Genomic DNA, 21408 nt, shown 5'->3' with positions numbered 1-21408 from the left:
TCGGCCTCACCCGGAGATCTGGATCGTGCCGCTGGAGAAGGTGGGGAGTTGGAGCGTGACCTCGGTGGTGTCGGCGGGTGGGGCGGGGAACTGCATGAAGACGGGGACGGTCTGGCCGGCGTCGACGTTGGTGATGCCGATGCTGGTGAGCGGCCTGCCGTCCGTGTCGCGCAGGACGTAGTAGCGCTTCTTGCCCTTGGAGTCGACCAGGGTGGCCCCGCCGAAGGAGAAGCCGTGCCTGGTGATCTCCGTCTCGTCCCCGCTGACCTGGGCGGGGATGACGACAGAGCCGGAACCGTCGTTCTTGATGGTGCCGTTGACCGTCACGAACCCGCCCGAGTCGCGCTGAGCGGAGGTGATCTGAAGGAGCAAACCGTCCGTCCCTCTGAGTTCGGCGAGCGGGGTCTCGGACTGACCCTCCTGAGCACTCGGGTTCGATCCGTCGCTCTTGGACGCGGAGGCGGACGCCCGGGGTTTGTCCGCCTTGTCGTCGCCTCCGCCGCCGCATCCGGCCACACCGAGGGCCAGACCGACCGTCACGGCCAACGCGACCGTCCCCCTGCGAGCCCTCGCAGTGAACCGGATGTCCATAACTTCCCCTTCCTTCCCCACTCGTCGATTCGCTTGTCAATCGGCCAGATAGACGTCGAAGAGATCCTCGGGGCCCGGCAGATCGGTGAGATCGGCCGGGTCCAGCTCCCAGTTCCGGTCCCTGCAGTGGAGTACGGGCAGGACGCTGTCGTCCCCGGACGGTGTGAAGTCGCAGAGCGGCTTGATCACGGCCCTGGCATGCGCGGTCGCTCTCATGCTCTCCGTGCCGGGCACTACGGAGTCACCCACGGTCCTGTTGGGCGTGGCGTCGACGCTGTAGCTCAGCGGAGGCTCGGGATCGCACACCGCGGTGGCATCGTTCTGAGCCGCCAGTTGACTGGCACGCCAACAGAAGTTGTCGACACTCACCTTGCCTTCGAAGACGTCCAGCCACTTGGTGGGGTCGAGCACGTCCTTCCCCCACTGGTCGGCCAGCGCGTCACGCTGACTCATCGCCGCGGCGAGCGCGGCCGAGTCGGCGGCGGTCTGGGCACTGTTCCGGTTCACCGCGGCCTGACCGACTGCGAAGTACGCGAACGCGAGAAAGAGCAGGCCCCCCGCTACCGTGATGTAGATCGGGAAGGCCTGCCCTGAGTCGCCGTAACGGCGCGGACGCATCACACGATCTTGTTTATCTGCGCAGTGATCTTGGTGAGGATCGTCTGGCCGATGCTGGTGCCGGTGACCGCCAGCACGATCGCCACCACCACCGCGATGATCCCCAGGTACTCGACCGCGGTCTGCCCCCGGTCGTCGGCGCGGCGCTGCAGCGCGACAAGCATCCTCAGCATCCGGTCGCTCATGGTGCTCCCCTCCGGGTTCGGTTCCGATCCTTGCACCGTACGGCGGAACATACCCGTGGGCGGAGGGTCCCAGGACCCAAATCCGGACCCAGTTCACCCTGTTCATCCTCGTGCCACCCCCAGCCACTTGGCCGTCGCCTGGGCGCGGGTGGTGGTGTGGAGCTTGGCGAAGATCCGGTTGATGTGGTTCTTGACCGTCTTCTCGCTGATGAAGCAGACGGCGGCGATCTGCTGGTTGGTCATGCCGGACGCGATGAGGTCCATGATCTCCGCCTCCCTGCTGCTCAGTTGAAATCGGGACTTCGACGACTGTCCCACAGGTGATTGCAGTCGCGAAAGCCCTTTGGGGAGAAAATGTGTTGGGAGAGCGGGCTGTTCGGGATTTGCGTGTGCAGTTGCATGCCCTCTGATATGGGCGAGCAACGCGTTCGTGGCCGTCGGCGTGAAGTGCGGCCGGCCCCCGCCCACGTCCCGTACCGCCTGGGCCAGCTGTGCTGTCGTGAACTCGCCGTGGACCAGGTAGCCGCCGGCGCCCAGGCGTACGGCCTCCTGCACGATCTCCGCCTCGTCGCTGTACGTCAGCATCATGACCGGGGCCAGCCGCACCAGGTGCGGAAGTGCCGCCATGCCGTCGGTCCCGGGCATGCGGACGTCGAGGAGGATGACGTCGGGTCGCAGGCGCAGGGCCGCCTCGTAGGCCGCGCGGCCGTCGTCGGCCTCCGCCACCACCGTGAGGTCGTCCGGCGCGGAGAGGACGGCCGTCAGGCCGGCTCGGACCACCGGGTTGTCGTCGGCCACCAGGACACGCAGGGGCGGGGGCGGGGGCTCTTCGCGCTCCCTGAAGGGGGGGTGCGGCATCTGGGGGCCTCCTCTCGTCTTCGTCGTCTCCGTCGCCTTCGTCATGTCAGTGGCAGCTCCACTCGGACCTCGGTGCCCTCGTCGGTGGTCAACCGGAGGTGCGCCCCCATCGACGCGGCGCGTTCCGTCATGCCGAGGAGGCCGAAGTGGCCGGTTCGGCCCAGGACTTCGAGGGTCGTGTCCGGGGGCAGGCCCCGGCCGTCGTCCCGGATGGTCACCACCAGGTGGGTGGGTGTGGTCCGCGCGCGTACGTCGACCCTCGTCGCCCGTGCGTGGCGGTAGGCGTTCTCCAGGGCCTCGGCGGTGATGCTCAGCAGCCGGCGGCTGGTGGCGGGGGCGAGGGGGAAGGGGGCGGCCGGACCGTCGTACGTGGCGGGGAGGGCCGTGCGGGCGGTGAAGGCACGTACCAGAGACCCCAGTTCGTCCAGTACGTCGGCCGGCTCGGCGTCGGTCGCGGTCCGCAGGTCCGACAGGAGGTCCCGGGACTCCCCCGCCGCCTTGCGGGCCGCGGTCGCCACCAGTTCCGCCTGCTGCCGGATCAGGGCCGGGTCCAGCCGGTCCGGGGACGCGGCGGCCGACTCCGCGAGGCCGTCGGCGATCAGCGCGACGCCGTGCAGGGTCTTGGTCACCGAGTCGTGCATCTCGCGGGCCAGACGCGCGCGTTCGGCGCTCACCGCCTCCGTCGCCGCCAGGCGGGCACGGGTCTCGGTGAGGGCCTCGGTGGCGGTGCCGAAGCGCAGCATCAGGGTGCGCAGGGTGGAGCCCAGCGCACCGGTGATCACGCACAGGCCCGGCAGCAGGAGGGAGTCGGCCACCGCGGTGTGGTGCTCCAGCGTCGCCGTCACGGTCAGCAGGATCAGCGACTGGAGGGAGGCGAAGACCGCCGCTCCGCGCCAGCTGTAGAGGAGGCCGGCGAGGAGCGGGGTGCAGACGCTGACGTACGCGAGGGTCGTGTCGGGGCCGGCCGAGACCAGGAGGAAGGAGCCGAAGAGGGTGTCGAGGGCCAGCAGGGTGGGGTGGCGCAGGAGGAGCGGGCCGAAGCGCTGCCAGTCGCGGAAGAGGACGTAGGAGATCATGAAGGTGACGACCACCGCCGAGCCGACCAGGCGGGTGCCCAGGCCGGGGGTGGCGTTGAGGAGGGCTGCGGGGGCCGCCACGGCGATCATGGCCAGGCGGAAACCGAAGACCTGCCGGCCCATCGCCCGCAGGGCCCGGATCTCGACCTTCCCGTCGTCCTCCCGTGCCGTCATCGTCCTCACCCGCCCTCCCCCGGCTGCCTCTCCCGCTACTTCCCCGTGACGGACCCGAAGTCGACCCCGGAGCCCAGCAGCAGGCCGGCGGCCAGCAGGAGCATCGTGGCCGGGACCATGAACGTGGTGATCATCAGCGTGGCCCTCGGCACCGCCCGGGCCGCCTTGCGGCGGGCGTTCTGGGCGTCCGTGCGGCGCATGTCCTTGGCCAGGGCGACCAGGGTGTCGACGATCGGCGCGCCCAGTTCCTCGCCCTGCTGGAGTGCCGTGACGAACATCGCCACCTGTTCGGAGTCGTTGCGGCGGCGGAGTTCCGCGAAGGCCTGGCGGCGGCTCATGCCCAGGTCCAGCTGGCGCAGGGTGATGCGGAGTTCGTCCGCCCAGGGGCCCTCGTAGTGCGAGGCGACCCGGTCGAGCGCCTGGCGGAAGCCGAGGCCGGCGCTGACCACCACCGCGAGGACGTCCAGGAAGTCGGGCAGGGTGCGTTCGATGACGTCCTTGCGGATCCGCATCGCCGACCAGATGCCGACCTCCGTCCAGAACGCGCCGAACAGGAGGAGCAGGACGGCCACCAGCCACTGGCCGCGGAGCAGGAAGACCAGGAAGCCGACGGCGCCCAGCGCCCCGTAGACCGCGCGGCGGGCCGCGTACCGGTCGATCGTCAGGCCGCCCGGGTTGCCCGCCAGGTCGATCCTGCGCCGGTACCTGGCGACCATGCGCGGCCCCATCAGGCGCAGCACGGCGGGTGCGTAACGCATGCCCATGCGGTCGATGAGGGAGTTGGCGGCGCCGGTGCGGGTCGCGCCGACCTCCAGGGCGATCGCCAGGTCGGAGGGGAGTTTCACGTCCGCGCGGTACATCCGGACGCCCGCGAAGACGCCCCAGACGCCGAGGGCCATCAGGAGGGCGAGAAGCAGTGCCATGGTGACATCCCCCTATACGTCGATGCGGCTGAGACGGCGGATGAGGACGAAGCCGATGACGTAGAGGCCGAAGGCGATGAGGACCGCGGCCTGCCCGAGGGCGGTGCCCGTCATGCGGTCCAGGGTGTCGCCCTTGACCCCGTTCATCAGGAACAGGGCGCCGATGCCGAGCGCCGGGACGGCGTACGACGTCATCGTCACCTGGGAGAGCTGGGTGCGGACCTCTCGCCGGGTCTCCTTGCGCTCCTCCAGGGTCTCGGTCAGGTTGCGCAGGGCGGAGACCACCTGGCCGCCCGCCCTGTTGGAGAGGACGAGGGTCGTGACCAGGACGACCAGCTCGCGGGACGGGAGCCGTTCGGCCAGTTCACCGAGTGCGTCGTCCATGGAGTGGCCGATCGCCAACTGGTCGGCCACCTTCCCGAGTTCCTCGCCCGCCGGGGCCTCCAGCTCCTCCGCCGCCATGCCGATCGCGGTGCGCAGGGCGAGGCCGGCCTGCGTGGCGTTGGCCAGGATGCGGGCGAGTTCGGGAAGCTGGCCGATGAACCGCTCGATGCGCTTCTGGCGCTGCCAGTTGAGGAACTGCACGGCGGCGAAGACTCCGAGGAGGCCGGCGATCGGCCCGAAGAACGGGGCCAGGGTGGCCTGGCCGATGAGCCAGAGGGCCACGACGGCGGCCAGCATGTAGACGAAGAACTCGCCGGGCGTCACGTCCAGGCCCGTCGCCGCCAGCCGGAGTTCCAGCCGCCTGCCCAGCCCCGTGCCGCGCAGCCGCCGGTCCAGGTTGCGGAAGCGGCGCCGGCGGCCGGTGAGCGGGGCCTGGCCGGTGTAGGAGAGGCGGTCCACGAGGGCGGCGCGCTGGGCCCGGCCGGAGGCGTAGGTGTGCAGGCCCACCACGGCCAGGAGACAGGTCAGCAGGGTGACGCCGGTGGTGAGGGTGACGAGGTCATGGAGGGTCATGGCCTACCTCGCTTCTCGGGTGGTGAGCTGGTCGAAGTGCTGGGCCACGCCGAAGGCCTGGGGAATCGGCTGGCTCGCCATGTAGAGGCGGTCGGCGGTGCGCCGCGGGAGCGGGAAGTACTGGAAGGTGCCGTGGACGTGGCCGTCGTGGGTCATGGGCCGGGCGTCGAAGCGGGCCACCGTCGCCAGCCGGTACGGCTCGCTGCCGTGGCTGTCCAGCACGGCGATCTCGGTGATCCGGCGGGCGCCGTCCGCGAACCGGGTCAGCTGCACGAGGACCTCGACCGCGCTGTTGATCTGGTCGTGCAGGGCGACGAAGGGGACTTCGACGTCCGACATGGAGGCCAGGGTCTGGAGCCGGGTCAGGGCGTCCTCCGCGCTGTTGGCGTGGACGGTCGCGAGCGAACCGTCGTGGCCGGTCGACATGGCCTGGAGCATGTCCAGGGACTCGCCGCCGCGGACCTCGCCGACCACGATCCGGTCCGGGCGCATCCGCAGGGAGTTGCGGACCAGGTCGCGGATGGAGACCTGGCCCTTGCCCTCGACGTTGGCCGGGCGGGACTCCAGCCGGACCACGTGCGACTGCTGCAACTGGAGTTCGGCGGAGTCCTCGATGGTGATGATGCGTTCGTGCGCCGGGATCAGCCCGGACAGGGCGTTCAGCAGGGTCGTCTTCCCGGTGCCGGTGGCACCGGAGACGATGATGTTGAACTTCGCCTGCACCAGGCCGGCCAGCAGGTACACCATGTGCTCGTCCAGCGAGCCGAAGCCGATCAGCTCCTGGAGGGTGAAGGAGCGCGGGAAGCGGCGGATGGTGAGGATGGGGCCGGTCAGGGAGAGCGGCGGGATGATCACGTTGACGCGCTCCCCGGAGGGCAGGCGGGCGTCGACCATCGGATTGGACTCGTCCACACGGCGGTTGACGGTGGAGACGATCCGTTCGATGGTCTGCATCAGCTGGTCCGCGGACGCGAACCGCAGTGGCAGCTGCTCCACCCGGCCGCCACGCTCGACGAAGATCGCGTCCGGGCCGTTGACCATGATCTCGGTGATCGACGCGTCCTCGAGGAGCGGCTCCAGGATGCCGAGGCCTAGGGCCTCGTCGACGACCCGGCGGATCAGCTGGGAGCGTTCGGCGGTCGAGAGCACCGGGCCCTCGCGGCTGATGATGTGGCCGAGGACGCGTTCCAGCCGGGCCCGGCGCTCGGCGGCGGCCAGCGCGCTCATCTCCGCGAGGTCGATCTCCTCCAGGAGCTTGGCCCGGTAGGAGGAGACCAGATGGCCGTCCTCGCCCCGGCTGCCGTGCTCCTCGGGGGAGTTGATCCGTGCCCGCAGGCTCATGGTTGCCGTGCTCCTCGTTCAGTGGTCGACGGGCATCGTGGCGGACTTGGTGGCGTTGCCGAGGTCCACCCAGAGGATCTTCGGGATGTGGACGGTCGCGGTGACGGTGACCGAGTCGCCGCCGCCGGAGGTCGCACAGGTCACGCCGAGGCTGACCGCGGCGGCGCAGGCCGAGCCGGCGTCCTGCCGCAGGGCGGCGGCCCGGGCGCCCGCGCGGGCCGCCGTCCCCGCCTGTTCGGCGGCGTAGGCGACGGCGCCGAGCTGGATGCCGGCCAGTCCGACGATGAGCAGGACCGGGATGAACCCGAGGTACTCGACGGCCACCTGTCCTCGGTCGCGGCCGCGGCGTTCGTCGCACCGTTCACGGAGCCTCACTGCTTCACCTCCTCCACCGTGCCGGCGTGGCCGTGCACGGTGACCGGGAAGTCGATCGTGCCGGGGAAGAGCACCGGGACGCGCAGGGAGACGTCCGCGGTGACCATGCCGGTGCCGCCGCAGTGGTCCACCGTGGCGCCCTGCCGCCAGGCGCCGGAGAGGTCCTCCAGCGCGGCGCGCCGACAGGCGGCGAACCGTTCCCCCGGGGGGACGGCCGTACCCGCCCGTACCCCTTCGTCGGCGGCGTTCCCGGCGAGCGTGAAGGCGTATCCGACGAGGACCGCCTGCCACATGAGCACCAGGGTGAGGATGATGACCGGCGTCATGCCGAGGAGTTCGATGGTGACCTGGCCGCGGTCGCGTGCCCCGACGCGTGCGGGTGCGTGGGGGCTGGTCGCGCGGTTCCCCGCGCCCTTTCGGGGCGCTTCCCTGCGGGACCCGGCCAGAACGCGCCCCGCTGAAGCGCGCCCGAGGGGTGCGGGGAACCGCGCGCTCGGCCCCCACGCACCCGCACCCGGCCCACCACCCGTCCGGCGGATCCTCATGGCAACTCCTTCCGTCGCCGGAATCCGACCGCCGCCCGCTCCCCGCTCCGGCCCCGGGCGGCGGCCCGGCGCGGTACCGTGCCCTCCGCCGTGCGGACCAGACCCAGCTCCCCCGCCAGTGCCCACAGCGCCTGTTTCACCGTGCTCCGGGCGTCGAGTTCGTGCATGCGTCCCGCGTCCACCGCGCTCTGGAGTTCCTTGAAGTTCGCGGGGATCGCCGTGCCCGCGAGCGCGGTGCCGGTGATGCGCTGGATCAGGGCCGGCTGGATCTCCGTGGCCCTGGTGTGCCGGTTGACGACCACCGTGGTCTCCTCGGCCTTGCGGATCTGCAGCCGGTCCCACATCCGCACCGTGCGCTTGGCTGCGCGCACCGCGACCACGTCGGGCGTGGTCACCAGGACGGCCAGATCGGCGGTCTCCACGGCCGCCGCGCCCGCGCCTCCGAGCTGGGCTCCGCAGTCGACGACCACGATCTCGTAGCGGGAACGGAGGGCGCTGAGGATCTGGCGGGTGGCCCGGTCGGTGACCTCCTCGCCGCGTTCTCCCTCGGCGGGCGCGAGCAGCAGGGCGAGCCCGGAGTCGTGCCGGAAGACGGCCTCGGCCATGACGCGCGGGGAGATGTCGTTGACCGCGGCCAGGTCGGCGACCGAGCGGCGGAACTGGACGTCCAGGTAGGAGGCGACGTCCCCGGTCTGGAGGTCGAGGTCGACCAGCGCGGTGGAGTGGCCGGAGGCCTGCGCGGCGAGGGCGACCTGGATCGCCACCAGGGTCGCGCCGGTGCCGCCCTTGGCGCCGCTGACGGTGACGACGGTACCGCCGACGCCGGCGAACGCGTCCGCGCCGTGGCCGAGGTGGCGTCGTACGCCCGTGGACCACTGGGCGACCGCCTGGACGCGGCCGGCCAGCTCCTCGTAGCTCATGGGGAGCCCGACCAGGCCACGGGCGCCGGAGTCCATCGCGGCGGCGAACAGGCCGGGGCTGGTGTCCGTGGTGACGAGGACGACGCCGACCGCCGGGAAGCGCAGGGCGACCTCGCGGATCAGCTCCAGGGCCGGGACCGGTCCGATGCGTTCGTGGACGACGACGACCTCGGGGAGTTCGTCGACGGACTCGGCCGCGAACCGGCCCAGGGTGTCGACGAGTTGGGTGGAGTCGGCGACGGGCGGCAGCGGTTCGCTGTCCGGGAGCTGGCTGAGCAGGGAGACCAGTGCGCGGACGGCGTCCGGGTCACCGACGGCGGGGAGGATCCTGATGGGCATGCGAGGCGCCTCTCACTTGTCCGTCGCGAGTTCGTAGGTGCGGTCCTTGTCCGGCACGGTGGTCGTCGTGCCGGGCGCGACCAGGGCGAGCCGGACCCGCTGGGCGAAGGACTCCGCGTAGGTGAGGCGCTGGGCGTCGAGCGTGGACAGCGCGAAGGTGATGGGGACGGCGTCGCTGGGCTGCTGGTTCCTGTTGTCCGGGTCGACGTAGCTGAGCTGGGCGCCGACGTCCAGGACCCGGGCGTTGGTCACGATGATCTTCGACTGGTCGGGGGCGCTCTGCTGCTTGCCCTCGAAGGTGGCGTAGACGTTGACCAGCGAGCCCGGGGTGATCTTCCCGGCCACTCCGGTGGCCGCGTCGATCATGATCGCGACCTCCTGCTCGCCGGCCTTCAGCGCGGGCTGGTCGACGATCATGTCGGTCTGGAGCAGCGAGCCCTTCTTCAGCGTGGTGACCGCGGTCTTTCCCTCGATCGCGGCGAGGCTGGTGACGGCGTTGGCGGACAGCCACCGCCGGGGCATCTCGACCTTCTGGAACTGGCCGGCGCTCAGTGTCGTGTACGGCTTGACGTCCGAACGGACCTTGTACGCGGTGACCTTGGGGCCGACCTCGGACTTCGCGTTGTCGATGACCGAGAGCACGCCGGCGAAGGCGCCGAGCGCGCAGATCACCGACAGGATCAGGAGTATCACGCCGCGGCGCTGACGGGAGTTCATGGACCGTGCGACCTCATCGGGGAAGCGGGGAGTGGGGAACCGATCGGTGAGTGGCGGTGGGCGGTACGGGTCAGGCGGGCGTCGCCCGTTGTTCCAGCGCGCGGTGCGTCGGCGGGTCGTAGACGGGCGGGCTGGCGGAGCAGAAGACACAGCGGTCGCCGATGACGTCGATGCCGCACCAGTGGCAGCTGGTCCGCCGGACCGAGGTGACCAGTTGGTAGAGGACCGACAGGTCGGAGAGATAGCTGGTGAACTCGATCACGCGGCCCGTCCCCCACCACTGGGCGGACTCGGCCGGCAGCGGGGTCTCGCGCAGCCCGTACGCGCCCCAGGACCTGGCGAGACCGCCGATCCACTCGGACTGCAGCTGCCCTCTGGCGACCAGCAGCCAGGTGCTGAAATCGGGTCCCGCCAGGGTCGTGTCCGGACCGACCCGGACCAGTTGCGGCTGGGGGTGCGCGACGACGGCGAACTGGGTGCCGGGCATCCAGGACTTGGTGTGCGCCTTGAGGGTGACCGGGACCCGGTCCAGCTTGGCGACCGAGCCGAGGACCGCGCCGGAGTGGATGTAGTGGGTGAGCAGCCGGCCGGCCGACGCGAGGACGCCGGGGCTGAGGTCGCAGGAGGCCAGCTGCCGCAACTGCCGGGCCAGCACGGCGATGCCGAGGGGCGGCAGGTCGGGGCGGAACAGGGCTATCCGGTCGCTCTCCAGCAGGGCGCGCAGGGTGTGCAGGCGCCGGGTCACGGCTTCGGGTACGGCCGCGGAGCAGACGACGATCAGGTGTCCGTGCTGCTCGATGAGCGCCGCGATCTCGGCGAGGGCGTGGTCGAGGGGCCGCTGGTCCAGGTCCCGGAGCACGACCGCGGGCATGGTCCGCTCGTCCTGCACGGGCAGCGCCATGTCGGCGCTGGTCACGGCAATGGCAGTTGGCACGCGCAGCTCCCCGCTCTCCACACCCCGGCGGCCCACCGGTGTTACTCCAATGAGCCGGGACGACTTCATTGCGTGACTACCTCAGCACTGTAACCACGCCTCTGTGACCGGAGAACAGCGTTTGTCCAGCTGTCTGGGATCCGTGACCATACAAGTGGCGCCAAACCGGGACAGGTTGAGCATATGTCCGGGGCCTGATCCGGTCAGCGGCTCCTTTGAATTTGGTCTGGACCTATTGACACGTGAATTGGTCTGGACCACCTTGATTGTCATGCCCAGACTCATCCCCCGACTCGTGTCCCGGCATGCCGGACAGCGAGGTATCCGAACCTGGTCGGCCGTGGCGGCGCTCGCCACGGCACTCGCGATGGCGGGCCTGGCCTCCTCCCCCGCCTCCGCCGCCGACGTCAACAACGTGAAGAACGCCGGCTTCGAGTCGGCCCTCGCCAACTGGACCTGTTCGGCGGGCAGCGGTACGACCGTCTCCTCACCCGTCCACTCCGGCGCCGCCGCCCTGAAGGCGACCCCGGCCGGGCAGGACTACGCCCAGTGCAGCCAGACGGTGGCGGTCAAGGCCAACTCGACCTACACGCTCAGCGCGTGGGTGCAGGGCTCCTACACCTACCTCGGTGTGACCGGAACCGGCACCACGGACGTGTCCACCTGGACCCCGAACACGTCCTGGACCCAGCTGTCGACGACCTTCACCACCGGCTCCTCGACCACCTCGGTGACGGTCTGGACGCACGGCTGGTACGGCCAGCCCGCCTACTTCGCCGACGACGTCTCGGTCTACGGCCCCGACGGCGGCGGCGGTTCCGACCCGGCCCCGACCGTGCCCGCCACCCCGGCCGGCCTCGCGGTCTCCGGTACGACGTCCTCCTCCGCGTCACTGTCCTGGAACGCGGTGTCGGGCGCGACCGGCTACAACGTCTACCAGGGCGGCACCAAGGTCGCGGCGGTCGCCGGCGCCTCGGCCACGGTCACCGGCCTCGCCGCCTCGACGTCGTACTCCTTCCAGGTCACCGCGACCAACTCGGCGGGCGAGTCCGCCAGGTCGACGGCGGTGACGGCGACCACGACCGCCTCCGGCGGCAACGGCGGCGGCACGCTGCCCAAGCACGCGGTGACGGGCTACTGGCAGAACTTCAACAACGGAGCGACCGTCCAGAAGATCTCGGACGTACCCTCCTCCTACGACATCATCGCCGTCGCCTTCGCGGACGCGACCGGTACACCGGGCGCGGTGAGCTTCACCCTCGACTCGGCCGGACTCGGCGGGTACACGGTCGACCAGTTCAAGGCCGACATCAAGGCCAAGCAGGCGGCCGGCAAGAAGGTCATCATCTCGATCGGCGGCCAGAACGGCACGATCTCGGTGAGCGACTCGGCGTCCGCGACGAACTTCGCCAACTCCGTCTACTCACTGATGCAGACGTACGGCTTCGACGGCGTCGACATCGACCTGGAGAACGGCATCAACGCGACCTACATGAGCCAGGCGCTGCGTTCCCTGTCGTCGAAGGCCGGCTCTTCGCTGATCATCACCATGGCGCCCCAGACGATCGACATGCAGTCGACGTCCAACGGGTACTTCCAGACGGCGCTGAACGTCAAGGACATCCTCACCGTCGTCAACATGCAGTACTACAACAGCGGTTCCATGCTGGGCTGTGACGGCAAGGTGTACAGCCAGGGTTCGGTGGACTTCCTCACCGCGCTGGCCTGCATCCAGCTCCAGGGCGGGCTGTCCCCCTCCCAGGTGGGCCTCGGCCTGCCGGCGTCGACCAGCGCGGCGGGCAGCGGCTACGTCTCGCCGACGGTGGTCAACAACGCCCTGGACTGCCTGACCAAGGGCACCGGCTGCGGCTCCTTCAAGCCGTCGACGACCTACCCCGGCCTGCGTGGCGCGATGACCTGGTCGACCAACTGGGACGCGTCGGCCGGCAACGCGTGGTCCAACTCGGTGGGAGCACACGTCCACGCCCTGCCGTAGCACCCCGGAGAGGCGCGGGGCCGCACCGGTGTGCGGCTCCGCCGGGGCGCGGGATTCCACCACGCCGATCCCGCCTCCGCGTGCGGGCCGCGACGCCCCCCATCGCCGCGGCCCGCACGGCACAGCACACTTGGCTCACGCGTACGGGACGCGGATCCTCGCCCCGTCCCCGGCCACCCCGTCCCGCACGTCGCCGTACGCGCACACCTGCCGGGTGAACCACAGCCCCTGCCCGGGACCCGGCTCCCCGCCCCGCGGCGGCACGAACCCGGCGAGCGGATCCGCCACGGCCCGGCACAACCGCAGCTCGCAGACGCACGACGGGGCCTCACCCCAGGCCACGAAGTCGACGACCGGCCCGTGGGCGGCGGCCGCCAGCCCCTGCTCGGCCGACCAGGCGCGCACCGGCTCCGCGGCCGCCGGCCGGGTGACCGCGCGCGGCGGCGGCGACAGCGGTACGGCGTCCAGCTCACGCACCAGCACCGGTGGCTGCTCGTACACCCCGGTACCCGGGTGGGCACGGCGGGCGGCGTCCACGACGGCCGGGCCCGCCGTCCGGGTGTCGTACGCGCACAGGGCCGTGGTGGCGAACGGTGCGAAGAGAAGGTTGGCGAGGCACTCGTAGCGGATCCACTCCGCGCTCTCCCGCGCCGAGCGCCCGGCCCGGCCCGACCGGTCGGGCTCCATGAGGAGGTGGACACGGCCGCCGGGTCCCGCGTGCGCGGCGAGGTAACCGGCGCCCTGGGCGACGGCGTTGGCGGCGGTCCCGGTGTACCAGTCGGCGTGGTCGATGAAGCCGACCTCCTTGGCGTCGGCGCCGAGCGCGTCCCGCAGGGCGGCCAGCAGACCGGGGGCGGCGATCGCGACCGACCGGGGCTCACCGGCGGCGACGAGCCCCTCGGTAAGGAAGGGCAGCGCGGCCGCGACGAACGCGTCGTCCGAGCCGAACACGGCCATCCGGTGGTCGAAGCGCCCCTGGGCCGCACCGGTGCGCGCGCTCGCGCGGGTGCTCATCGGGTCTCCTGTGCGTCAGCGCCGGGCGGTCACCCGGACGGTGAGCCTGGTCCTGCCGGCGCTGCCGGGCCGGTGAGCGGGACCGGCGGAGCCCTGTCCGTCCGTCCACCGTCTCCCGCCGGACCGGTGAGACGCACGCGGGCATCACGCGGGTGGGCGTACTTCGGTAGGGGCCGCCTCTGGTTGCGGGTAAAGGCGTAGACTGCGCGGCCTTTTCGCACGGCCGGTCCCCGCGGCCGGTTTTACCGTCTTGACCTGTTCATGCCATTCCTTGGACGATGAGCGACACCCGCACAGCCCCCGCACCACGCACACCCAGGCACGTCGCAGTGAACCGCCCCCACCTCCCCAGGAGACTTCATGCGACTTCGCATTCGCGGCTCCGGCTCCCGCGGCCGGACCGCCGCGCTCGGCGCCCTGCTGGCCCTCGCCCTCGCGGCCCCCGTGTCGGCGACGGCCACCCACGCGTCCGCCGACAGCGCCCGCCCGGCGCCGCCCTCGGCCGACGACGTCCGGCAGTACGAGATCCACCAGAGCACCACGCCCGTGACCCGCGCGGCCATCCAGCAGACCGGCGTCACCGTGGACGAGGCCGACGAGGAGTCGGTGGTCGTCTCCGGGCGGGCCCCGCAGATCGCCGCGCTGAAACGCCTCGGTTACGACGTCACGCCCCTCGGCGCGACCCCCGACCGGAGCACCGCGGCCGACGGGCTGCGCCTGTTCGACTTCCCGACGGCCGACTCGAAGTACCACAACTACGCCGAGGCGAACGCCGAGATCGACCAGCGGCTCGCCGCCTACCCCGCCATCATGAGCAAACGGGTGATCGGCAAGTCCTACGAGGGCCGGGACATCGTCGCCGTCAAGGTGAGCGACAACGTGGCGACGGACGAGAACGAACCCGAGGTCCTCCTCACCTTCCACCAGCACGCGCGCGAGCACCTCACCGTGGAGATGGCGCTGTACCTGCTGCGGGAGCTGGGCGCGGGATACGGCTCCGACTCCCGGGTCACGAACCTCGTCAACAGCCGGGAGATCTGGATCGTGCCGGACCTCAACCCGGACGGCGGCGAGTACGACATCGCCACCGGCTCGTACCGGTCGTGGCGCAAGAACCGGCAGCCCAACTCCGGCTCCTCGTACGTCGGTACGGACCTGAACCGGAACTGGGACTACCGTTGGGGCTGCTGCGGCGGCTCCTCGGGCACCAAGTCCTCGGAGACCTACCGGGGCGCGTCCGCCGAGTCCGCGCCCGAGGTGAAGGTCGTCGCCGACTTCGTGCGCGGCCGGGTCGTCGGCGGGAAGCAGCAGATCAAGGCCGGCATCGACTTCCACACGTACAGCGAACTGGTGCTGTGGCCGTTCGGGTACACGACGGCCGACACCGCCACCGGGATGACCGCGGACGACGCGGCCGCGTTCAAGGCCGTGGGGCGGAAGATGGCGGCCAGCAACGGCTACACGCCGGAGCAGTCCAGCGATCTGTACATCACGGACGGGTCGATCGACGACTATCTGTGGGGCACACAGAAGATCTTCGACTTCACGTTCGAGATGTACCCGACGTCCAGTTCCGGGGGTGGGTTCTATCCGCCCGACGAGGTGATCGAACGGGAGACCTCCCGGAACCGGGACGCGGTGTTCCAACTGCTGGAGAACGCGGACTGCATGTACCGGTCGATCGGGAAGGAAGCACAGTACTGCGGCTAGGACCCGTCGTTCGGATCAGGTCGCAGGAGAGCGATGGTGCTGATCGGCGCCGCAGGCGTGCGGGCCAGACCCCGCGCGTCCGCGGCATGAGCCGCACGACAGGCCCCGGGCGACCACGGGACCTGGGTACCGGGGCCGCCCGCCCGTGCCGGGCTACTTCTCGTCGCGGGCCTTGTCCTCGGTGCCGGTCCCGGCCTTCACCTCGGTCTTGTCCTCGGTGCCGGTCCCTGCCCCGGCCTCGGCCTCGGCCACGGTCTCCGGGGCGTCGTCCGCTTCCTCGCCGTCCTCGAAGTACGCGTCCAGGACCGCGTCGAGGTCGTCCTCCCACTCCTTGAAGCGGGAGCGGGAGGTCGCCTCGATCTCGATGGGGTACCAGCGGCGCTCCGGGGTGTGGACGGTGATCGTGAACCGCTTCCCGAAGCGCGGTGCCTCGGTTTCGATCGCACCGATCTCGTCCCAGCGGAACTCGCACTTCTCCTCGTCGAGGCTGAGGCGCACGCCCTGGCGGTCGGCCTCTATCCGGGCGCGCCGGTCGGAGGCCTCGAAGCGGGGACCGTCGGTGGTCTCCGCGCCGTCGGCCTCCGCCGCCACGGCCTCGTCATCGCTCGCGGCCTCGGTCACGGACGCCGGCTCGACCGTGTCCTCGACGGCCTCGGCCTCCTCCGCCTCGGCGGCCTTCGCCTCCGTGTCCGCCGGCTCGGCGGGCACGGGCGAGGTGAGCCCGGGGATGAAGGCCGGGTCGAATCCGGCGCCTTCCAGGGGCTGGCTGTTGGCTCCTATGCGCTGCTCCACAGCGGGCAGTATGGTCCAAGAACCTGTGCCGGAGACAGCCAGCCCCGACTTCGTTATCAGACGCCTACACGAAGACGCTGAGCACGGCCGCCACCGCGAAGCCGGCCACCGACAGCACCGTCTCCAGGACGGTCCAGGTCCTCAGCGTGTCCCGCTCGCTGATGCCGAAGTACTTGGCGACCATCCAGAAGCCGCCGTCGTTGACGTGCGAGGCGAAGATGGAGCCGGCCGAGACGGCCATGATGACGAGGGCGACGAAGGCCTGTGAGTGGTGACCCTCGCTCAGCAGCGGGGCGACGATGCCGGCCGTCGTCACGATCGCCACCGTCGCCGAGCCCTGCGCGACCCGCAGCACCACGGAGATCAGGTAGGAGAGGACGATCACCGGGAGGCCCACGCCGTTGAAGGTGTCGGACAGGGCCTGGGCGACCCCGCTCGCCTTCAGCACCGCGCCGAAGATCCCGCCCGCGCCGACCACCAGCAGGATGTTGCCGACCGGCTTCAGGGACGCGGTCGACACCGTCTCCAGGGACTTGCGGGACCAGCCGCGCCGGATGCCCAGCAGGTAGTAGGCGAGCACCAGGGCGAGGGTGAGGGCGACCATCGGCGTGCCGAAGAACTCGATCACCGAGCGGCCGGTGGAGGGGTCCAGGGCGATGGAGGAGAAGGTCGCGGCGAGGATCAGGACCAGCGGCGTACCGATGATGGCGAGGACCGTGCCGAGCGCGACGGGCTTCTCCTGCGGCTCGACGCCGGACGCCCGCTGCTCGGCGAGCACCGCCTGCTTGGCCTCGTCGGCGGCCTCGACCATGTCCTGCGGTACGGCGACGAAGATGCGCCTGCCGATCCAGGCCGAGTACGCCCACGCGGCCAGCACCGCCGGGATGCCGCAGACGACGCCCATGAGGATGACCCAGCCGAGGTCGACGTGGAGCAGGGCGGCGGCGGCCACCGGGCCGGGGTGCGGGGGCAGGAAGGCGTGGGTCATGGACAGACCGGCGAGCAGCGGAAGGCAGTAGAGCAGGATCGACTTGCCGCCGCGCTTGGCCGCCGCGTAGACGAGCGGGGCCAGCACGAAGATGCCGACGTCGAAGAAGACCGGGATACCGAAGATGAGTCCGGTGAGGCCCATGGCGAGCGGGGCGCGCTTCTCGCCGAAGAGGTTGAGCAGCCGGGAGGCCAGTACCTCTGCCCCGCCGCTGACTTCGAGGATCGCGCCGAGCATGGTGCCGAGGCCGATGATGATCGCGACGTGGCCGAGGATGCCGCCCATGCCGGACTCGACGGTGGAGACGGCGTCCGACCGCTGGACGGTGCCGAAGAGTTCGGTGACCGACAGACCCGCCAGCAGGCCGACGGCTATGGAGACGGCGAGCAGGGCGACGAAGGGCTGCAGTCGCGCCTTGATGATCAGGAACAGGAGAAGGGCGATGCCGATGGCGGCGACGGTCAGCAGGCCGGCGGTGCCGTCGAGGAGGAGGAGCAGTCCTCCGGTGTGGGGCGGGGTGGCGGGGGCGGGGGCGGGGGCGGCGAGCGGTAGGGACATATGGGGGTCCTCTGCGTAAGAACATGGTGCTTTCGGGCAGGGGGGATCGCGGCACGGCACCCGGTGCGGGCGCCGTGCCGCGACAGACGTACGGCGTGCGGGTTTTGACGGCCTGTCAGCCGAGGACGGCGAGGGCGTCGATCTCGATGAGGAGGCCGGCGGGCAGACCGACGTAGACGGTCGTGCGGGCGGCGGGCGGGGCGGTGAGACCCTGCTCCTCGAAGTAGGTGTTGTAGATGCCGTTCATCTCGGCGAAGTGGTCCACGTCCGTCAGGTAGACGCGGATCATCATCACGTCGTCCCAGCAGGCGCCGCCCTCCTCCAGGATCGCCTTGACGTTGGCGAGGGTCTGGAGGGTCTGCTCGCGCAGGGCCGGACCGGCCGGGGTCGGGGGCTTGCCCTCCTCGGCGGGCAGGAAGCCGACCTGGCCGGCGACCTGGAGGATGTTGCCCTTCCGCACGCCGTGGGAGAACTTGGCGGGCGGGGTGGTGTGGGTCCGGGGGGTGAGCGCGATCTTCTCGGTCATCAGGGGGGTTCCTTAGGGGGCTTCCTTGATCGGGGTTCTGCCGGAGTACTCACCGCTGATCGCGTCCGCCGTACGGCGCACCTGCGGGAGCAGGGTGAGGAGTTCGTCGGCGGTGACGACGACGTTGGGCGCGGAGACCGACATCGCCGCGACGACCCGGCCGTCGGCGCCGCGGATGGGGGCCGCGACGCAGTTGATGGACTCCTCGTGGCCACCGAGGTCGGTGGCCCAGCCCTGTTCGCGCACCTTGGCCAGTTCCTTGCGGAAGGCCTCCGCGTGCGGTGTCGAACGGGCCGTGTACATGGGGTAGTCGAGCTTGTCGGTGAGGGCGCGCCGCTCGGGTTCGGGCAGGTCGGCGAGGAGCAGTTTGGCGACGGCGGCGACGGTGATGGCCACCGGCTTGCCGATCCGCGAGTACATGCGCACCGGGTAGCGGCTCTCGACCTTGTCGATGTAGAGGACCTCGCCCTCCTCGAACACGGCCAGGTGCACGGTGTGCCCGCAGGCCTCGTTGAGCCGGGCCAGGTGGGGGTGGGCGATCTCGCGGACGTCGAGGTTCTCCATCGCCTCCTGGGCGAGCGCGAAGAGCCGGGCGCCCAGGCGGTAGCGCTGGTCGGACTGGCGGTAGACGAGCCCGTGTTCGTGGAGGGTGCGCAGCAGCCGCAGCGCGGTCGACTTGTGCACGCCGAGGCGCTCGGCGACCCGGCCGAGGTCGGCGGGGCCCTCGGCGAGCAGCGGCAGGATGCTGAGCGCCCGGTCGACGGTCTGGCTCATGGGGTGCGTACCTCCTCTTCGGCCGCGTCGGCTTCGGTCCAGCCGGGGCCGAGTCGAAGTCTCTCCCACGCGCCGGCGTCCAGGGCGGTCAGCCGGTCCGCGGTGTCGCGGGCGGGGGGCCGGGCGAGGTCGGCGGGCGCGGTCAGGACGGCGGCGGCGTAGAGGTGGCCGAGCCGCAGCGTCCGCCGCAGGGGCAGGCCCCGCAGGGTCCCGGAGAGGAACCCGGCGGCGAAGGCGTCCCCGGCGCCGACGGGGGCGACGACGTCGACGACGGGGGCGGGTTCGAAGGCGGAGGCCGGGGCGGGGGGTCCGCTCACCGGCGCCGGCAGCGCGCCCGCGCCCGACACGAAGGCCGTGGCCCCCGCCGCCCCCTGCTTCACCACCAGCACACCGGGCTCGGGCAGCAGTTCGGCAACGGCCTCCGGCCCGCCCGTCACCCCCCACGCCTCCTCCGCCTCGTCCTCTCCCACGAACACGATGTCGGCCCGGCGCGCCAGCTCCAGCAGCACATCCGGCCCGCTCCCCGAACTCCACAGTCCACGGCGGTAGTTGACGTCGAAGGACACCACCGGGCGCCCCTCGGCGGGAGCGGTCAGCTCTCGCAGCAGGTCCAGGCAGCCGCCGGACAGCGCGGCCGTGATCCCCGACAGGTGCAGGACGCGCCCCGCCCGCACCGCCGCCAGATCCACCGTCCGTGCCGACATCGCGGATGCCGCCGACCCCGCCCGGTAGTACGCGACCTCATGGGCATCCGTCGCCCGGTCCCCCGCGGTGCGGAAGTACACCCCCGTCGGACGCACCGGATCACGGTCCACACACCCGACGTCGACGCCGTAGGAGGCCACCGTCTCGACCAGGTGATCGCCGAACCCGTCCGCACCGGCCCGGCTGACCCACCGCACGGCGTGGCCGGCGGCGGCCAGCGCACACGCCACGTTGGACTCCGCGCCGCCGATCCCACGGTCGAAGGACGGCACGTCCGCGAGACGCCCCGGCCGGCTGGGCAGGAACGTCACCATGGACTCGCCGAGCGCGACGACGTCCACGGCGTGTGCGGCGTCGGCGGCGTCCGTGGCCTTCACGATGGTCGTGGCTCCTCGTCTCGGGTCGCTGCGGGCTCCATTGACCCGGCGTTGGCGTGGATGTTAGACAGCGGTAAGCGATATACGCAATGGACGTTGCAGAGAATGCAACCGACTGGATCAGGGAGGCTCCGTGTCCTTCGACACCGGCACCGACGCACTCGCCCGACTCGCCGAGGAACGCGTCGACCACCGCTTCAAGGGCCTCCCGCCGGACGCCGACGGCCTGACGGTCGGCGAGCTGACCGCCCAGCGCCGCAACCTCTTCTCCGACGGCTTCGCCACGCCCGTGCTGACCCTGTCCGCAGAGCGCCTGGAGCACAATCTCGCGCTCATGGAGACGTACACCGCACGGCACGGCCTCGCCTTCGCCCCGCACGGCAAGACCTCCATGGCCCCTCAGCTCTTCCGGCGCCAGACCGAGCACGGTGCGTGGGGCATCACGCTCGCCGTCCCGCACCAGGTACGGGTGGCCCGTGCCTTCGGCACCCGGCGGATCTTCCTCGCGAACGAGCTCGTGGACGCCCCGGCGCTGCGCTGGATCGCCGCCGAACTGGACCGCGACGCGGAGTTCCGGTTCGTCTGTTACGTCGACTCCGTACGCGGGGTGGAGCTGATGGACGCGGCGCTGAAGGGCAACGGCTCCCGTCCGGTCGACGTCGTCGTGGAGCTGGCCGCCGGGGAGGGCGCCCGGACCGGCGTCCGCGGCGAGGCCGAGTGCGCGGCGGTCGCGGACGCGGTGGCCGCGGCCGGCACGCTGCGGCTGGTCGGGGTCGCCGGGTACGAGGGCGAGGTCCCGCGGGCGGACCCCGAGAGGGTGCACGCCTATCTGCGCCGGCTCGTCGCGCTCGCCGTCGGCTTCGACGAGGCGGGACGGTTCGCCGGCACCGACGAGATCATCGTCAGCGCGGGCGGCAGCGCCTGGTTCGACGCGGTCGCCGACGTCTTCGCCGGCATCCCCGGACTCTCCCTCCCCGTACTGAAGCTGCTGCGGTCCGGTGCCTACGTCTCGCACGACGACGGCCGCTACCGGGAGGTCACCCCCTTCAACCGCGTCCCCGAGGAGGGCGCGCTGGAGCCGGCCCTCCGGCTGTGGGCGCAGATCGTCTCCCGCCCCTCAGCCGGGCAGGCCTTCGCCAACGCGGGCAAGCGGGACGCGGCCTACGACCTGGACCTCCCGTCCGCGCAGGCGATCCGCCGGGACGGCACCGAGCGCCCGGCGACCGGAGTGTCGGTCACCGGCCTGTCCGACCAGCACGCCTGGCTCGCCACCGCCCCGGAGGCGGACGTCCAGGTCGGGGACTGGGTGGGCCTCGGCCTCTCGCATCCGTGCACGTCGTTCGACAAGTGGCAGCTGATCCCCGTCGTCGAGGCGGACGGCACCGTCGTCGACTACGTCCGCACGTTCTTCTAGG

At 71.3% G+C, this 21408-nt stretch carries 22 protein-coding genes; 3 read left to right on the top strand and 19 right to left on the bottom strand.

What is annotated here, in order from left to right; translation table 11 throughout:
• Positions 1–6: 6 nt before the first annotated feature.
• The 13 genes from ACZ4O3_RS03880 to ACZ4O3_RS03820 all read right to left on the bottom strand — a co-directional run bounded on the left by ACZ4O3_RS03880 (position 7) and on the right by ACZ4O3_RS03820 (position 10622).
• Entirely contained in the window at positions 7–591 is a 585-nt protein-coding gene (locus ACZ4O3_RS03880) for a hypothetical protein (RefSeq protein WP_467721067.1), read from the bottom strand.
• Between the two features lie 36 nt (positions 592–627).
• A complete protein-coding gene (locus ACZ4O3_RS03875) occupies positions 628–1209 on the bottom strand; it encodes a pilus assembly protein TadG-related protein (protein ID WP_467721066.1) in 582 nt (193 codons plus the stop codon).
• Positions 1209–1394, bottom strand: a complete 186-nt coding sequence (locus ACZ4O3_RS03870) for a hypothetical protein (protein ID WP_351318768.1) — start codon at positions 1392–1394, stop codon at positions 1209–1211. The genes ACZ4O3_RS03875 and ACZ4O3_RS03870 overlap by 1 nt, the downstream gene beginning before the upstream one ends.
• A 102-nt stretch (positions 1395–1496) precedes the next feature.
• The gene (locus tag ACZ4O3_RS03865; RefSeq protein WP_467721065.1) at positions 1497–2252 is read right to left on the bottom strand and encodes a response regulator; all 756 of its coding nucleotides are present in this window, start codon (positions 2250–2252) and stop codon (positions 1497–1499) included.
• 41 nt (positions 2253–2293) lie between these two features.
• Positions 2294–3502 (bottom strand): sensor histidine kinase, encoded by a 1209-nt coding sequence (locus ACZ4O3_RS03860; RefSeq protein WP_467721064.1) that lies wholly within the window; start codon positions 3500–3502, stop codon positions 2294–2296.
• A gap of 35 nt (positions 3503–3537) precedes the next feature.
• Positions 3538–4425, bottom strand: a complete 888-nt coding sequence (locus ACZ4O3_RS03855) for a DUF5936 domain-containing protein (protein WP_362716191.1) — start codon at positions 4423–4425, stop codon at positions 3538–3540.
• Between the two features lie 12 nt (positions 4426–4437).
• Positions 4438–5382 (bottom strand): type II secretion system F family protein, encoded by a 945-nt coding sequence (locus tag ACZ4O3_RS03850; RefSeq protein WP_362716194.1) that lies wholly within the window; start codon positions 5380–5382, stop codon positions 4438–4440.
• 3 nt (positions 5383–5385) lie between these two features.
• The gene (locus tag ACZ4O3_RS03845; protein ID WP_362716197.1) at positions 5386–6723 is read right to left on the bottom strand and encodes a CpaF family protein; all 1338 of its coding nucleotides are present in this window, start codon (positions 6721–6723) and stop codon (positions 5386–5388) included.
• 18 nt (positions 6724–6741) lie between these two features.
• Positions 6742–7098, bottom strand: coding sequence for a TadE/TadG family type IV pilus assembly protein (locus ACZ4O3_RS03840; RefSeq protein WP_362716200.1), 357 nt, complete (start codon positions 7096–7098; stop codon positions 6742–6744).
• A complete protein-coding gene (locus ACZ4O3_RS03835) occupies positions 7095–7424 on the bottom strand; it encodes a pilus assembly protein (protein WP_362716202.1) in 330 nt (109 codons plus the stop codon). Before ACZ4O3_RS03835 ends, ACZ4O3_RS03840 begins: the two co-directional genes overlap by 4 nt.
• A gap of 215 nt (positions 7425–7639) precedes the next feature.
• Entirely contained in the window at positions 7640–8902 is a 1263-nt protein-coding gene (locus ACZ4O3_RS03830) for an AAA family ATPase (RefSeq protein ID WP_467721062.1), read from the bottom strand.
• 12 nt (positions 8903–8914) lie between these two features.
• Positions 8915–9619, bottom strand: a complete 705-nt coding sequence (cpaB, locus tag ACZ4O3_RS03825) for a Flp pilus assembly protein CpaB (RefSeq protein ID WP_467721061.1) — start codon at positions 9617–9619, stop codon at positions 8915–8917.
• A 70-nt stretch (positions 9620–9689) separates the two neighbouring features.
• Positions 9690–10622, bottom strand: coding sequence for a hypothetical protein (locus ACZ4O3_RS03820; protein ID WP_467721060.1), 933 nt, complete (start codon positions 10620–10622; stop codon positions 9690–9692).
• Positions 10623–10824: 202 nt separating this feature from the next.
• Between ACZ4O3_RS03820 and ACZ4O3_RS03815 the strand changes: the two genes are divergently transcribed.
• On the top strand, positions 10825–12549 hold the full coding sequence (locus ACZ4O3_RS03815; RefSeq protein WP_467721059.1) for a chitinase: 1725 nt from the start codon (positions 10825–10827) through the stop codon (positions 12547–12549).
• A gap of 135 nt (positions 12550–12684) precedes the next feature.
• Here the strand turns inward: ACZ4O3_RS03815 and ACZ4O3_RS03810 are convergent, their stop codons facing one another.
• Positions 12685–13563, bottom strand: a complete 879-nt coding sequence (locus ACZ4O3_RS03810; RefSeq protein WP_467721058.1) for an MEDS domain-containing protein — start codon at positions 13561–13563, stop codon at positions 12685–12687.
• 360 nt (positions 13564–13923) lie between these two features.
• Here ACZ4O3_RS03810 and ACZ4O3_RS03805 point away from each other — a divergent pair, with 360 nt between their 5' ends.
• Positions 13924–15273 (top strand): M14 family metallopeptidase, encoded by a 1350-nt coding sequence (locus ACZ4O3_RS03805; RefSeq protein WP_467721056.1) that lies wholly within the window; start codon positions 13924–13926, stop codon positions 15271–15273.
• 153 nt (positions 15274–15426) lie between these two features.
• Here the strand turns inward: ACZ4O3_RS03805 and ACZ4O3_RS03800 are convergent, their stop codons facing one another.
• The 5 genes from ACZ4O3_RS03800 to ACZ4O3_RS03780 form a co-directional block, all read right to left on the bottom strand.
• Positions 15427–16065, bottom strand: coding sequence for a hypothetical protein (locus tag ACZ4O3_RS03800; RefSeq protein WP_467721055.1), 639 nt, complete (start codon positions 16063–16065; stop codon positions 15427–15429).
• Between the two features lie 64 nt (positions 16066–16129).
• The gene (locus ACZ4O3_RS03795; protein ID WP_467721054.1) at positions 16130–17611 is read right to left on the bottom strand and encodes a GntP family permease; all 1482 of its coding nucleotides are present in this window, start codon (positions 17609–17611) and stop codon (positions 16130–16132) included.
• A 115-nt stretch (positions 17612–17726) separates the two neighbouring features.
• Entirely contained in the window at positions 17727–18137 is a 411-nt protein-coding gene (locus ACZ4O3_RS03790) for a RidA family protein (RefSeq protein ID WP_362723514.1), read from the bottom strand.
• A 12-nt stretch (positions 18138–18149) separates the two neighbouring features.
• Positions 18150–18911, bottom strand: coding sequence for an IclR family transcriptional regulator (locus ACZ4O3_RS03785; RefSeq protein WP_467721052.1), 762 nt, complete (start codon positions 18909–18911; stop codon positions 18150–18152).
• Positions 18908–19930: a sugar kinase gene (locus tag ACZ4O3_RS03780; protein WP_467721313.1), complete on the bottom strand. Its 1023-nt coding sequence runs from the start codon at positions 19928–19930 to the stop codon at positions 18908–18910. Before ACZ4O3_RS03780 ends, ACZ4O3_RS03785 begins: the two co-directional genes overlap by 4 nt.
• A gap of 196 nt (positions 19931–20126) precedes the next feature.
• On the opposite strand from ACZ4O3_RS03780, the gene ACZ4O3_RS03775 reads away from it, so the two are divergent.
• Positions 20127–21407, top strand: a complete 1281-nt coding sequence (locus ACZ4O3_RS03775; RefSeq protein ID WP_467721051.1) for an amino acid deaminase — start codon at positions 20127–20129, stop codon at positions 21405–21407.
• Position 21408: the final 1 nt, after the last annotated feature.

This window comes from Streptomyces sp. NPDC026515, from assembly GCF_055567595.1.
Note: the sequence above shows the minus strand (reverse complement) of the source record. Positions and strands in the feature narration are given on the sequence as shown.

Coding starts and splice junctions, on each gene's coding strand:
- ACZ4O3_RS03830 (WP_467721062.1), bottom strand. CDS start 8,902: ATGCCCATCAGGATCCTCCCCGCCGTCGGTGACCCGGACGCCGTCCGC.
- ACZ4O3_RS03855 (WP_362716191.1), bottom strand. CDS start 4,425: ATGGCACTGCTTCTCGCCCTCCTGATGGCCCTCGGCGTCTGGGGCGTC.
- ACZ4O3_RS03805 (WP_467721056.1), top strand. CDS start 13,924: ATGCGACTTCGCATTCGCGGCTCCGGCTCCCGCGGCCGGACCGCCGCG.
- cpaB (WP_467721061.1), bottom strand. CDS start 9,619: ATGAACTCCCGTCAGCGCCGCGGCGTGATACTCCTGATCCTGTCGGTG.
- ACZ4O3_RS03880 (WP_467721067.1), bottom strand. CDS start 591: ATGGACATCCGGTTCACTGCGAGGGCTCGCAGGGGGACGGTCGCGTTG.
- ACZ4O3_RS03835 (WP_362716202.1), bottom strand. CDS start 7,424: ATGACGCCGGTCATCATCCTCACCCTGGTGCTCATGTGGCAGGCGGTC.
- ACZ4O3_RS03875 (WP_467721066.1), bottom strand. CDS start 1,209: ATGCGTCCGCGCCGTTACGGCGACTCAGGGCAGGCCTTCCCGATCTAC.
- ACZ4O3_RS03795 (WP_467721054.1), bottom strand. CDS start 17,611: ATGTCCCTACCGCTCGCCGCCCCCGCCCCCGCCCCCGCCACCCCGCCC.
- ACZ4O3_RS03860 (WP_467721064.1), bottom strand. CDS start 3,502: ATGACGGCACGGGAGGACGACGGGAAGGTCGAGATCCGGGCCCTGCGG.
- ACZ4O3_RS03785 (WP_467721052.1), bottom strand. CDS start 18,911: ATGAGCCAGACCGTCGACCGGGCGCTCAGCATCCTGCCGCTGCTCGCC.
- ACZ4O3_RS03870 (WP_351318768.1), bottom strand. CDS start 1,394: ATGAGCGACCGGATGCTGAGGATGCTTGTCGCGCTGCAGCGCCGCGCC.
- ACZ4O3_RS03780 (WP_467721313.1), bottom strand. CDS start 19,930: ATGGTGACGTTCCTGCCCAGCCGGCCGGGGCGTCTCGCGGACGTGCCG.
- ACZ4O3_RS03815 (WP_467721059.1), top strand. CDS start 10,825: ATGCCCAGACTCATCCCCCGACTCGTGTCCCGGCATGCCGGACAGCGA.
- ACZ4O3_RS03790 (WP_362723514.1), bottom strand. CDS start 18,137: ATGACCGAGAAGATCGCGCTCACCCCCCGGACCCACACCACCCCGCCC.
- ACZ4O3_RS03820 (WP_467721060.1), bottom strand. CDS start 10,622: ATGAAGTCGTCCCGGCTCATTGGAGTAACACCGGTGGGCCGCCGGGGT.
- ACZ4O3_RS03850 (WP_362716194.1), bottom strand. CDS start 5,382: ATGACCCTCCATGACCTCGTCACCCTCACCACCGGCGTCACCCTGCTG.
- ACZ4O3_RS03865 (WP_467721065.1), bottom strand. CDS start 2,252: ATGCCGCACCCCCCCTTCAGGGAGCGCGAAGAGCCCCCGCCCCCGCCC.
- ACZ4O3_RS03810 (WP_467721058.1), bottom strand. CDS start 13,563: ATGAGCACCCGCGCGAGCGCGCGCACCGGTGCGGCCCAGGGGCGCTTC.
- ACZ4O3_RS03845 (WP_362716197.1), bottom strand. CDS start 6,723: ATGAGCCTGCGGGCACGGATCAACTCCCCCGAGGAGCACGGCAGCCGG.